We start from the raw sequence: 13,204 nt of genomic DNA on the forward strand, positions 1-13,204 counted from the left end.
TTTTGGCAAATGCTGAGGTCGCCATAAATGGCGACCCTACATAGCGCGATATTTTCTGTAGGGTCGCCATTTATGGCGACCTGGTTTATTTACTGCTTCAGAACAAACGGTGAAGCAAAGTTACCGGCGTTCTCTTTGGTGATCAGGATGCAGTCAAACAGCTGCTTCTCGGAGGCTGCTCCGGTTTTGCCGGTTTTCAGGAAGCTATCCGCCTGCTCTACCGCTTTCTGCGCGAACTGCGCCACTGGCTGCATCACGGTGTAAGCCAGCGTACCGGCTTTCACGGCGTCGACCGCATCCGGTGAACCGTCAAAACCGCCGACTTTGATCTGATTCAGTTTGCCAGCTTCTTTCAGCGCAGCGATCGCGCCCAGCGCCATTTCGTCATTGCCGCTGATCACACCTTTGATGTTGGGATTGGCCTGCAGCAGCGACTGCATTTTATTAAAGCCCTGTGTACGGTCCCAGTTAGCCACTTCCTGGCCTACTTTCTTCAGCGTGGGATATTGCGTCAGCACGGTGTCAAAACCGTTGGCGCGGGTGGCGGCGTTATTATCCGACGGCGGGCCAACCAGCTCGACATAGTTCGCGGTATCGCCCACCTGCTTCACCCACTCCATCGCGCCAACCGCCGCGCCCTGCGCGTTGTTTGATACCAGCTGCGCTTTGGCGAGCCCGCTCTGATTCAGTTCGGCGTTGATGATAAACACCGGAATATTGGCGGCGATGGCTTTTTTCACCGAGCCGACCGAGCCATCGGCGTTAGCCGGGTCGAGAATAATCGCTTTCGATTTATTGGTAATCGCCGTATCAATCAGCTGGCTTTCAGTATTGGTATCGCCCTTGTGCGCGCTGACTTTGGCGCTGTAGCCCAGCTTTTCAGCGGCTTTCTGCGCCACCTGACCTTCCGTCAGCCAGTAAGGGTTGGAAGGATCGTTAACGATAATCGTCATTAACCCGTTATCTGCCCAGGTGGGTGCAGCAAAAGTGGTGATGGCCATAGCTGCGGCCGCGATGAAGAGACGTTTAGTGAACATAGTTGGTGCTCCGTTATTATATGGGGTACAGGTTTTACGGATATCCGCGCGCTGCTGAAACAGCGCGCGTGAGTTAGCGAGCGCGCCGTCCGTATTGCAGGGTGTTGAGCAATACCGCCAGCACGATCACGGCACCAGTGAACACCGTCTGCCAGTAAGCAGAGACGCCGATAATCACCAGGCCATCAGAGAGAAAACCAATCACGAACGCGCCAAGCAGCGTACCGCGCACGTTGCCGCGTCCACCGGTCAGCGCCGCGCCACCGATCACCACCGCCGCAATCGCGGTCAGTTCATAGGTGGTACCGGCGGTTGGGCCCGCCGAGGTGAGCTGTGAGGAGAGCACCAGCCCGGCGAGTGCGGCGCAGACGCCAGACAACACATAGACGCTGATTTTGATGCGCTTCACCGGCACACCCGACAGGTCGGCCGCGCGTTCGTTACCACCCGAAGCGTACAGCCAGCGACCAAACGCCGAGCGGCTGAGCAGGAAACCACATGCCAGCGCCACCACGCCCAGCACCAGCACGCCAACCGGGATATTGAAGATGCGATTAAAGCCGAGCCAGTCGAAGCCGGTATTTCCCAGCGCTTCGCTGCCTGAGAGTTTGTTGTAGGTCAGGCCGTTGGTGATCAGCAGCGCAATGCCGCGCGCCACATACATGGTGCCGAGCGTGGCGACGAATGCCGGAACGCGGAACCAGGCAATCAGTACGCCGTTGACTAATCCCACCAGCGCGCCGACCACCAGCGTCAAAATCGCCACCGCCCACACCGGCAGATAGAGCACCACGCCGAGCGCTTCCAGGTTGATGCCCTGCATCATAAATCCGGCCATTACCCCGGCGAGACCGAGCGTAGAGCCCACCGATAAATCAATGCCGCCGTTGAGGATCACCAACAGCATGCCGATCGCCGGCAGACCGAAAATCGCCACGTGCGATGCCATGGTGAGGAAGTTGGCGCCGGTAAAGTAGTTAGGCGACAACATTGAGAAGGTGGCGATAATCACCAGCAGTGCGATGAACGCGCGCCCTTCCAGCAGCAGGCGCGCCAAATTCAGCTGCTTGTCGCTTTTTTTCTTGTTTACCACCGGCGGCGTATCCAGCGTTTGGGTTCTGTCAGTCATACCTTTTGCTCCACTTTTCATGTCATGCCACCAGAGACTCGCCTGAAGCGGCCATAATGCGTTCTTTACTGACGCTTGCGTCGAAGATGGCGGAGATGCGCCCTTTGCTCATCACCACAATGCGATGCGCAATACTCAGGCATTCGCCCACTTCCGAGGTGGTATACACCACCGCCAGCCCCTTTTTGGCGTTCTCCGCCAGCAGGCGAAACACTTCCGCTTTAGCGCCGATATCAATGCCACGGCTCGGCTCATCCAGCAGAATCACTTTGGGACGGGTGGCGAGCATTTTGCCGATCACCACTTTTTGCTGATTGCCGCCGGAGAGCGAACCAATCGCCGCGTCGCCACCGGCGGTTTTCACCGTCACGTTGCGAATGCTGTCGTTAACCAGCTGTTTTTCGCGGCTTCTGGAGAGCACCAGCCCACGCACAAAGTCGCCGATGCTGGCGAGCGACAGGTTTTCACCCACCGACATGGTTTGTACCAGGCCATCGCGCTGCCGATCTTCTGGTACCAGCGCCAGCCCAATTTGAATGCGTTGTGAAATGGTCAGTCCGGAGATATCGGTATCCTGCAGCAGAATATGGCCGCTGCTTTGATGCAGACGTCCGGCGATGCACTCCAGCAGTTCGGTGCGCCCCGCGCCCATCAGCCCGTAAATGCAGACGATCTCGCCGGCTTGCACCGCCAGCGATAAGTTGTCCACCAGCCGAATGCCGGTTTTGCTTTTCAATGTCAGATCTTTCACCGTCAGCGCCGGCAGCCCGAAGTCGTAACCCTGCGGCGGCGATCCCAGATCAAAGTGATCGCCGACCATGTTGCGCACGATCCATTCGAGATCGATCTCATCGCGTTTGGCGTAGGCGGTCATCACGCCATCGCGCAGCACCACCGCGCGATCGGTAATCTCCAGCGCCTCTTCGAGATGATGCGAGATATAGACAATCGCCACGCCCTGGCTGGTTAAATCACGGATCACCTGGAACAGCACCGCCACTTCTGCTGCGCTCAGGGCTGAGGTCGGTTCATCCATGATCAGAATCTGCGAATTGACCGACAGCGCGCGCGCAATCTCCACAATCTGCTGTTGGCCCAGACGCAGGTTTTCCACTGGCGTTAGCGGATCAATCTCCTCCTCCAGCGCTGCCATCAGGTGCGCCGTCACGCGCGCCTCTTCGGCATAATCGACGCCGCCCGGCTTCATGATTTCGCGGCCCATAAAGATGTTGTCGCGCACGTTCATATTTGGCGCGAGATTCAACTCCTGATGGATAATCGAGATGCCGCAGTCACGCGCTTCGGTGGCGGATCGAAAGGTCTTCTCCTCGCCGTTTAATAAGATTTCCCCGGTTGTTGGCGTAATCACGCCAGACAAAATTTTCATCAGCGTCGATTTACCCGCGCCGTTTTCACCAAACAGCGTGGTCACTTCGCCACGACGAATTTCGAAATTGACGCCCTTCAGCGCGTGCGTGGAGCCGTACACTTTGCTGACGTTGCGCGCCTGCAGAATCACTTCGCCTTTCAGCAAGGCGGGATTGAGGTTGAACGGTTTCATTTCACCTCCATGCTGACCGGCGTCACCATCCAGTTCTTCGCGTTGAGCAAACGGAACACGCCAACCACCTGCACGGTTTTACCCGGTAACGCATCACGATCCAGCTTGTCGAGCACCGCGCTTTTCATCGCGCGATTGATCGCCGAACCGGCATTTTGATACTCGATTTGGTTAGTGAAATCGCCGAACTGAATCTTACCGTTGGCGTCACGCAGATCGGTGCCAGTAATCGCCGGACCGGTTTGCAGCCGCACCTGCATATCTCCCGGTAATCCGTCGATTTTCAGCGGAAAGATGCCCATCTGCCCCGCTTGCACCACGCCTGATAACTTAACAGCGAACACCGGCAGCGGCGCGCCAACGCCATACTTCTGCACCGCTTCCTGCTGATTCGCTTGCAGCGCATCGGCTAACGTTTTGGCCTCTACCGCGCGTGATTCAACATCCTGCTGAATGGTTGGGAAGGTTTTCTGGCCGTAACTGTCCGGCGAGAATCCCTGCTCCTGCGCATCATCGGCGGAGCCAATTTTTACCACCTTGGTGTCGAGCGCCATCGCCGCGATAACCGCGATCACCACTGCGCCGATGGCGGCGTAGCGCCGAACGCGCTTGCGGGAAATTTGCTGGGCCTGAATTGAGACATCGGACATAACGTGACCTCTCACTGACATCAGCTGCGATAATCGCGCCGATAATGTTATAAATGTGATAACTTGTGTGATGAGAATTGTGCTGATGTGACTAAATTGTCAACAGGTGGCGCGCAATTTTTTCAGGAGAGCGATCTGGATCGCTTATTTGATGTCGGCCTCGTCACAAAGCGCATTAAACCCCGCCATGTAAGCCTTTTCGCCGTGATATCTCATTTCTTCTTGTGAGGTTTTACCACCTAATCCGTGATCTGCTTCGCTATCCGAAGTGAAATTTATTGGTTTTATCGAAAAATAATACAGATGATATGTTATCTCAGTGAGAAGTGGTGTAAGACATTATTTAGCAAATTCATCACAGCCCATTAACACCTTTCCGGTGATCACGGCGATGAACAGAACTCTTCTTCTTTCGGAGGTGTACGTGGATAGTGGCGATATCATTCTGGGTCTGGATTCCGGCACCTCGGTGGTTAAAGCGGTGGCGTTTGATCTGGAAGGCACGCAACTGGCATGCGCATCGGTGCGTAACAGTTATTACCGCAGCGAAGGCGGTGCAGCGCAGCAGTCAATGAGCCAAACCTGGCAGGATGCGGTCACCGCGATACGTAAACTGGGCGAGCGGGTCGACAATCTCGCCGCGCGGGTTGTCGCGGTGGCTGTCACTGCTCAAGGCGACGGCAGCTGGCTGGTGGGTGCCAATAACCAGCCGGTCGGCGATGCGTGGATCTGGTTAGATGCGCGCGCGGCACCGACGGTTGAAAAACTCAATCAACATCCGTTAGCTGCCGCACGCTTTAGCGCGACCGGCACCGGACTCAACACTTGTCAGCAGGGATCGCAGCTGGCGCACATGGATCACTTCTTTCCCGAGCTGTTAGCCCACAGCGAAGTGGCGCTGCACTGCAAAGATTGGCTTTACCTCAATCTCACTGGTATTCGCGCCACCGATCCTTCCGAGGCAAGCTTTACCTTTGGCAACTTCCGCCACCAGCGTTATGACGATCAGGTGATTGCCGCGCTGGGGCTGGAACAGCGTCGCCATCTGCTACCGGAAATTATCGAAGGCACGGAAACCACGCATCCATTAACCGCTGAAGCCGCGCAGGCCACCGGTTTACGGGCCGGCACGCCAATCTGTCTCGGCTATGTCGATATGGCGATGACCGCGCTTGGCGCTGGCGTGCATACCGGGGAAGCCAATACCGCATGCTCGATTGTCGGATCGACCGGCGTGCATCTGCGCAGCGTCACCATCGATGAGGTGTGGCTGAATCCGGCGCAAACCGGCTACGTGATTCCACTGCCGTGGCCGGGCTATGTCACCCAGGTGCAAACCAATATGGCATCAACACTCAACCTCGACTGGCTACTGAATCTGGCCAGCGATCTGCTCAACAGCTTTGGTTGCGAAATCGATCATGCCCGCTTGGTGGGACATATTGATCGCTGGCTCAACGCGGCCAAGCCCGGCAGCCTGCTCTATCACCCTTATATCTCAATTGCCGGTGAACGCGGGCCGTTCGTCAATGCCGAGGCGCGCGCCAGCTTTACCGGCCTGAGTTACACCCACAACTTTGGCGATCTGGTGAGAGCGGTGATCGAAGGCATCGGTTTTGCGGCGCGCGATTGCTATCAGGCGATGGGCAGTTTGCCGGGGGAAATCCGTTTAACCGGCGGCGCGGTGCGTTCGCAGCCGCTACGCCAGATTTTGTCGGCCTGTATTGGTGCGCCGGTGCGCATCAGCCAGCGCGACGAAGCCGGAGCGGCCGGTGCCGCGATGATGGCGGCGGTGGCGATTGGCGCCTATCCGTCGATGGAGAGCTGCGTCAAAACCTGGGTGATGCCGCTGCTGGATGCGCCCGAAGCGCCAGCTAGTGAACTGATGCAGCGCTACAACCAGCTGTTCCCCACCTATCAGCAGATGCGTAACGATCTTCCTGCCGCCTGGCACGCGCTAAAACAGTTTTAAGGAGTAAATCATGAGTGAACACATGCTGGATCTGTTTGTGATTGGCGGCGGTATCAACGGTGCGGGTATCGCGCGTGACGCCGCCGGTCGCGGCTTGTCGGTGATGATGTGTGAGAAAGATGACCTCGCGCAGGGCACCTCATCGCGCTCCGGCAAGCTGGTGCACGGCGGGTTACGTTATCTGGAGTATTACGAGTTTCGTCTGGTGCGTGAGGCGCTGATCGAGCGCGAAGTGCTGCTCAACGCCGCGCCACATATCATCTGGCCGATGCGGTTTGTGTTGCCGCACAGTCCAACCGATCGCCCGGCGTGGCTGGTGCGTCTCGGCCTGTTTCTCTATGACCACCTTGGCGGCCGTCAGAAACTGCCGGGCACACGTTCGCTGGATTTATCGCGCGATCCTGAAGGTGCGCCACTGCTGGATAACTACAGCAAAGGATTCGAATACTCCGATTGCTGGGTGGATGATGCGCGGCTGGTGACGCTGAATGCGCTGGATGCCGCCGAGCGTGGTGCCACCATTCTGCCGCGCACCTGCTGCGTGGCGGCGACGCGTCATAACGGTAAGTGGGAAATCACCCTGCAGGATGCCAGCGGCACCTCGCGCACCGTGTTTGCCAAAGTGCTGGTTAACGCTGCCGGGCCGTGGGTGCTGGATATCGTTAATCAGGTGACTCACACCAAAAGCAGTCGCAACGTGCGGCTGGTCAAAGGCTCGCACATCATCGTGCCGAAATTCTGGGAAGGCCAGCAGGCGTATCTGGTGCAGAACACCGACAAGCGGGTGATTTTTATCAATCCGTATGAAGGCGATAAAGCGCTGATCGGCACCACCGATATTCCGTGGCAAGGTAAAGCGGAAGCGGTCACCGCCGACGACAGCGAACAGCAATACCTGATCGATGTGGTAAATCGCTACTTCAAGGTGAAACTGCGCGCCAGCGATGTGATCACGCGCTTCTCTGGCGTGCGTCCGCTGTTTGATGACGGCAAGGGCAATCCATCGGCGGTGACCCGTGATTACGTGTTTGACCTCGACGATCAGCAAAACGCCCCGCTGCTGCATGTGTTTGGCGGCAAGATCACCACCTTCCGCAAGCTGGCTGAACACGCCATTCAGAAGCTGGCACCGTTCTTCCCCAACATGGGCGCGGACTGGACGCGTGGTGCCACCTTACCGGGCGGCGATATGCCACACGCCGATTTCGACAGCTTCTTAGAGCAGGTTAAAGCGCGCTGGCCGTGGCTGCCGCAGCCGCTGCGCAAACACTATGCGCGGCTGTATGGCACGCGTATCGATAAGTTGATCGGTCATGCCAATGCGCTGGGCGATCTTGGCCGTCATTTTGGTGGGCAACTGTATGAAGCCGAAGTGCGTTATCTGGTGGAAAACGAGTGGGCGCAACAGGCTGAGGATGTGTTGTGGCGTCGCACCAAGCATAAATTGCACCTCGATGACGCGCAGCAACAGGCTTTCACCCAATGGTTCAACGCTACCTTTGCTACTCCCGCGCCGCTGCGTGCGCATGCCGGATAAGAGGTGAATCATGCCGTTAACGCTGTCACTGAATACCAATCCACTGGTAAATCGCTTTGCCGATCCGCAGGATTTGATTCACACCGTGGCGCAGCAGATCCGCATCCGTGATTTGCAGCTCACCCATGAATTCATCAATCCCAGCTGGGCCGCTGCGACCATCACACGCATGACGCGCCTGATGCAGCAAGCGCAGCGCGCCACCGGCGTGCGCGTCACCTCCGGCATGACCGGGCCGTATGGTCGACTCAACCATTTTGGCCATCCTGATGTTGAAGTGCGCCGCTATTACGTTGACTGGTTTAAAACCTTCGCCGATATCACCGCTGAACTGGGTGGCGACTCGGTGGGATCGCAGTTCGCCATCTTTACTCAACAGGATTTCAACGATGTTGCGCGCCGCGAAGCACTGATCGATATCGCCATTGATTGCTGGGCCGACGTTGCCGAACACGCTAAAACCGCCGGACTGAAATACCTGTTTTGGGAGCCGATGAGCGTGGGCCGCGAGTTTGGTGAAACCATTCCGGCCTGTTTAGCGCTGCAGCAGCGTTTGAGCGAAGCCTCGATGGCGCTGCCGATGTGGATGATGGCGGATATCGATCACGGTGATGTTACCTCCGCCGATCCGCGCGATTACGATCCCTATGCGTGGGCGGAAGCGGTGCCGCGTTATTCTCCGATTATCCATATTAAACAGAGCATGCTGGATAAAGGCGGACACAGACCTTTTACATTGCAGTACAATGCCGGCGGCCGCATTCAGCCGCAGCCGCTGCTAGACGCGCTGGCGCGCGGCGGCGCGCAGGATAATGAGATCTGCCTTGAACTGAGCTTTAAAGAGCGCGAGCCAACCGACAGCAATGTGGTGGCTGAGATCGCCGAAAGCGTCGCCTTCTGGGCCGGACATATTGATACCGGCGTGCAGGATCTGCATTTGTCTAATTAACAGGACGTATAAATAATGAAACCGGCACCAACCTCGACTGAACGCGACGAATCTCTGGCGCTGCGCGCCGCCTGGCTGCACTACGTCGGCGGTTTAACGCAGGCGGAAGTGGCGAAACGACTTGGGCTGCCGTCGGTGAAAACGCACCGCATGATTGCGCGCATGGTGGCGGAAGGTGCGGTGAAGGTGTCTATCGATGGCGATATTGTCGCCTGCGTCGCATTAGAAGATCGGCTGCGGGCGAAATTCGCGCTTAACTTCTGTCATGTCGCGCCCGATCTCGGTGAAGAAGGCTTGCCGGTGCGTGCGTTGGGTATGGCGGGCGCGGATTATCTGCGTAACCTGCTCACCGCGTCGCCTTCTACCACGCTAGGTCTGGGGCACGGCCGCACCCTTTCCGCCGCCATCCACAAATTGCCGCGTATTGATGCGCCGCATATGCGCTTTGTCTCGCTGCTCGGCTGTTTAACCCGCAACTATGCGCTCAATCCCCACGACGTCATGCATCGCATCGCCGAGAAAACCGGTGCGCAGGCTTACATGATGCCTGTGCCTTTCTTTGCGAATACTCAGGAAGATCGTGAAGTGTTGCTGGCGCAGCGCGGTGTGAGCGAGGTATTTGCCATGGCGGCGCAGAGTGAAGTCAAACTGGTGGGCATTGGCACCGTCGAACCTGCCGCTCAGCTGGTTGAAGCCGGCATGATTGATGAAGCGGAGATCAATGATATCTCCTCATCCGGAGCGGTCGGCGAACTGCTGGGCCACTTCTTCGATGCCAACGGGCAGATGATTCACACCAACCTGACGGCACGCACCTTGTCGGTGGATCTCGATCTTTCGCATCGCGCAGAGATTGTCGCCCTGGCGGGCGGCGCCAGTAAAGTTGCTGCGATTCGCGCCGTGCTGGCCAGCGGTCTGGTGACCGGTTTGATCACGGATGAAGTGACGGCGCAGTCGTTGGTGGGTTTATCAAATTAATGGGTCACCATAAATGGCGACCCTACGACAGCGAGCACGGATTTCGTAGGGTGCGCATTCATGCGCACCTGGTTTTCCTACGAAACCACACTCACTTCCACGCCCTTCTCGCGCAGCGTTTTTAGATAGCTTGCCTCCAGTTCGGCATCGGTGATCAGCTGTTTAAACGGCTGAAGCGGTGCCAGCGCAAAAGGATGAATCTGGCCAAACTTAGAGGAATCCGTCAACGCGATGGTGTGCGTGGGTTTTTCCATGATGGCGTTGACCACGTCACAGCGCAGCATATCGCGGCCGGTAAAGCCGGTGACTGCATCCCAGCCATCAATGCCGATGAACGCCTTGTGGAAATTGAGGTGCTGAATACACAAACGCGTCAGCGGCCCCACCACCGATTCACTGCTTTTCTGGAACAGGCCGCCAAGGATGATCACATCGCCGCCCTTTTCGCGCAGCAATCCGGCGATGTAATGGCTCACGGTAATAATGGTGATGTCGTTGCGTTCACTCAGTTCACGCGCCAGTAAGGCGTTGGTGCTGCCGCCTTCGATAAACACCGTTTCACCGCTGTTCACCAGCGACGCTGCGTATTCGGCCAATCGCTTTTTCACCGCGAAGCGGGTTTGCATACGCGCGCCGACGTCATCACTTTCTGGTGCCACGGCAGAACCGTGCACGCGGCGCAGAAAGCCGCCTTTCTCGAGGAGATTGAGATCCTGACGAACGGTTACTTCCGAGACACCGGTGGTGTGCGCCAGCTCATTAACGCTGACGCTGCCGCGCTCGCTAACCAATTGGATAATCTGCTGATGACGTGCGTTCATAACACCCGCTGCTGTGAAATTTTTGTCAAGCTTACCAGAAATTTAGCCCAATCCCAGACTGCGGCGACCATGGGCATTTAACGCATCGAGGGTGAAGCGATCGCGCCACTGCGTTTCATAATCCTCCTGCGGGAAATCGCCTGGCGATGCACCGGTGGCCAGCGCTTGCGCCACTTTGGTCGCGTAGGCGGCATTTTTCTCGCATAGCGGCGCGGCGGGAATGTACATCACATTGCCCCAGCCTTGCTGATCCTCTACTGGCGCGACCGCATGGATCACATCGCAGTGCCACCATACCGAATCACCGGCTTGCAACGCGGGAATCGAACACAAGCCGTCAATCAGTTCCGGATGCCACTGCGCTGATACCGGCAACACTTTGCCCGGCCCAACGCCGCACAGCTCATCTTCCGGCACATCTTTCAATAACGGACGCAGTAACAAATAGGCCATCGCTTCCGGCACCGGCACCACATGCAGCAAGCCCTGACCAATCTGCATGTCCGACAGCGCAGTCCAGCCCTGGAAGGTACGGAATACCGAACACTTGGTGGTGGTGCCCGATTGATACTCATTCACTTCGGTGCGATGCGCCGCATCCCAGGGATCGTATTGATCAAACTGGTTGGTGAAAATTTTGCTGAACACCTGCTGATACGCCGGCAATAACCAACGCTCCAGCGCGCCTGAATCGGTGTGCGCACCGAGGCCTTTGGAGGTGGTGCCAGGCAAGCGGCGGCGAATACGATCGGGATAAATAATGCTGACGTCAGGTTCAAACCAGCGTGTGCCGCGTGACTCAAACCTCCACAAGCGATTGAGGAAAGATTGCGTCTGGGCCATGGCATCGCTTTGGCGCGCTGACATCTGCGCATCGCTCCAGTAAATCGGATAGATTTCCGGGCGTGACGCATCCAGGTTGCCGAAGAAGTTATCGCCCGGCCCTTTATAGACATTGTCAAAATCGTTGTCATCGAGGTACTTAAGCATCGACTCATCCCACGCCAGCGCCTGTTCGCGCGGAAAAGTCTGTTTCACCACCACACAACCGCGTCGACGGATATGATCCTTCACCTCATCGCTGATGCGTCCCGCCGCAATATCCTGCTGACTGACCTGCGGCCACGCGCTGCCGTTTTGCGCCTCTTCCGCACGAGCGGCGGCAATTTCGCTGACGATTTTGCTTCTGACTTGTTCAAACAGACCTTCGACATCACCGATCTGCTCTCTCAGCACGCTTTTCATCAGACGAACGTTTTGTTTGAAATCATCAGGTTGTTGCAATGAAGTGAAAGTATTATTCATGACATGCTCCGATTCGTTAACTTGTTTGTTTCATTCGAAACTAAATTACACTTCATTCATAACAAATGCGCAGCAATAAACAATGCCACAAGCGCCGAATCCGGAGGTTGATCACATTAAGGTTGAAAATAGCTTTCAGATGAAAGTGGCGGCGAGTTGAACGCCACCACTCAAAGATCAGGATTTTGACGTTTTCGGTAGCGCTTGCAGAATGGCATCCACGCACTGCTGCGCCGACAGCATTGCGCTATCAAGCTGCAAATGATCACGTTCCCAGGCTTGATATTCGCGCTGTTCAACTGCCTGCCAATCCGGCAGCTTCAAACCTTTAATATCGGACGCGCGATTTTCGACACGAAAGCGATGTTTGTTACGATCGGAACAGATCACTTCGACTTCCAGCAGCGGCGAGTCGCTTAATAAGGCGATATCGCGATAAGCATTGCGGATCAGTTGCAGGTCGTTAACCGAGTCGGTGATGACGGTGGAACCGAGCAGCAGATTATCGCGCGCCAATCCGTAGATGACGAAATACCCTTCCGGCCCGATGGCTTTCTCGCTCTCTTCACCCGATCGCAGCGCCTGTTCGATGGTATCGACGCGTAAATACACCGCGCCGATCTGCTGCGCTAATAACCGCGCAATGGTGCTTTTGCCGGTGCCGGGTAATCCGCTAAAAGTGATGAGCATTCATTAATTCCTTGTCACACCGGTCGTTATGATTATTTATTCTGATAAAGATCCCAGCGGTTACCGTATATATCTTCGAACACGACCACTGTGCCGTATTCTTCTTCGCGCGGCTCTTCACTGAAAGTAACGCCATTAGCTTTCATCTGGTTATAGTCACGCCAGAAGTCATCGGTTTGTAAAAACAGAAATACGCGGCCACCGCATTGATTTCCGATAGATTCTTTCTGTCGATCATTGGAAGCCTGAGCGAGTAATAGATTGCAATCACTTTGCGGATTAGGGTTCACGACAACCCATCGCTTACCGGGTTGAGGTGTATCTTCAATTAAATGGAATCCCAGCTTCTGAGTGTAATATTCAATGGCGCGGTCATAATCATCCACGACAATTGCCACATATCCCATACAGCGCTTTTGCGTTCTCATGCTATTACTCCTTAGTAAAATACGGCCATGCTCTGATAAGTATTTTTTTGCATTTAAACCTTTCACACACTTCAAATCCCGCCGTCTATTAAACACCATTTAAGTGAACGAAATCACAACTACGACTCATCGAATTAACAATTCCTT

12 protein-coding genes are annotated in these 13,204 nt (G+C 56.0%); 4 read left to right on the forward strand and 8 right to left on the reverse strand.

What is annotated here, in order from left to right; genetic code table 11:
* Positions 1-89: 89 nt before the first annotated feature.
* The 4 genes from VIJ98_RS09655 to VIJ98_RS09670 form a co-directional block, all read right to left on the reverse strand.
* Positions 90-1,037: a D-ribose ABC transporter substrate-binding protein gene (locus tag VIJ98_RS09655; protein WP_007888383.1), complete on the reverse strand. Its 948-nt coding sequence runs from the start codon at positions 1,035-1,037 to the stop codon at positions 90-92.
* A gap of 73 nt (positions 1,038-1,110) precedes the next feature.
* Positions 1,111-2,166 (reverse strand): ABC transporter permease, encoded by a 1,056-nt coding sequence (locus VIJ98_RS09660; RefSeq protein WP_323273672.1) that lies wholly within the window; start codon positions 2,164-2,166, stop codon positions 1,111-1,113.
* 22 nt (positions 2,167-2,188) lie between these two features.
* On the reverse strand, positions 2,189-3,727 hold the full coding sequence (locus VIJ98_RS09665; RefSeq protein WP_323273674.1) for a sugar ABC transporter ATP-binding protein: 1,539 nt from the start codon (positions 3,725-3,727) through the stop codon (positions 2,189-2,191).
* A complete protein-coding gene (locus VIJ98_RS09670; protein WP_323273676.1) occupies positions 3,724-4,377 on the reverse strand; it encodes a DUF2291 domain-containing protein in 654 nt (217 codons plus the stop codon). The genes VIJ98_RS09665 and VIJ98_RS09670 overlap by 4 nt, the downstream gene beginning before the upstream one ends.
* 424 nt (positions 4,378-4,801) lie before the next feature.
* Between VIJ98_RS09670 and VIJ98_RS09675 the strand changes: the two genes are divergently transcribed.
* From VIJ98_RS09675 to VIJ98_RS09690, 4 genes are read left to right on the forward strand one after another with little or no spacing between them, the layout of a single operon-like run.
* Entirely contained in the window at positions 4,802-6,349 is a 1,548-nt protein-coding gene (locus tag VIJ98_RS09675) for an FGGY-family carbohydrate kinase (protein WP_323273678.1), read from the forward strand.
* A gap of 10 nt (positions 6,350-6,359) precedes the next feature.
* On the forward strand, positions 6,360-7,886 hold the full coding sequence (locus tag VIJ98_RS09680) for a glycerol-3-phosphate dehydrogenase (RefSeq protein WP_323273680.1): 1,527 nt from the start codon (positions 6,360-6,362) through the stop codon (positions 7,884-7,886).
* A gap of 10 nt (positions 7,887-7,896) precedes the next feature.
* Entirely contained in the window at positions 7,897-8,835 is a 939-nt protein-coding gene (locus VIJ98_RS09685) for a TIM barrel protein (protein ID WP_323273682.1), read from the forward strand.
* Between the two features lie 15 nt (positions 8,836-8,850).
* Entirely contained in the window at positions 8,851-9,813 is a 963-nt protein-coding gene (locus VIJ98_RS09690) for a sugar-binding transcriptional regulator (protein ID WP_323273684.1), read from the forward strand.
* A gap of 77 nt (positions 9,814-9,890) precedes the next feature.
* Here VIJ98_RS09690 and VIJ98_RS09695 read toward each other — a convergent pair whose 3' ends face one another.
* The 4 genes from VIJ98_RS09695 to VIJ98_RS09710 form a co-directional block, all read right to left on the reverse strand.
* Positions 9,891-10,634 carry a DNA-binding transcriptional regulator YciT gene (locus VIJ98_RS09695; RefSeq protein ID WP_323273687.1) on the reverse strand — a complete coding sequence of 248 codons (744 nt, stop codon included), beginning with the start codon at positions 10,632-10,634 and terminating at the stop codon, positions 9,891-9,893.
* 42 nt (positions 10,635-10,676) lie between these two features.
* Positions 10,677-11,939 carry a DUF1479 domain-containing protein gene (locus tag VIJ98_RS09700; protein WP_323273688.1) on the reverse strand — a complete coding sequence of 421 codons (1,263 nt, stop codon included), beginning with the start codon at positions 11,937-11,939 and terminating at the stop codon, positions 10,677-10,679.
* 177 nt (positions 11,940-12,116) lie between these two features.
* Entirely contained in the window at positions 12,117-12,629 is a 513-nt protein-coding gene (locus tag VIJ98_RS09705; protein ID WP_258145121.1) for an AAA family ATPase, read from the reverse strand.
* A gap of 32 nt (positions 12,630-12,661) precedes the next feature.
* On the reverse strand, positions 12,662-13,057 hold the full coding sequence (locus VIJ98_RS09710) for a VOC family protein (RefSeq protein WP_179450816.1): 396 nt from the start codon (positions 13,055-13,057) through the stop codon (positions 12,662-12,664).
* Positions 13,058-13,204: the final 147 nt, after the last annotated feature.

The organism is Pantoea sp. S18 (assembly GCF_045689705.1).
Taxonomy (GTDB): Bacteria; Pseudomonadota; Gammaproteobacteria; order Enterobacterales; family Enterobacteriaceae; genus Pantoea; species Pantoea symbiotica.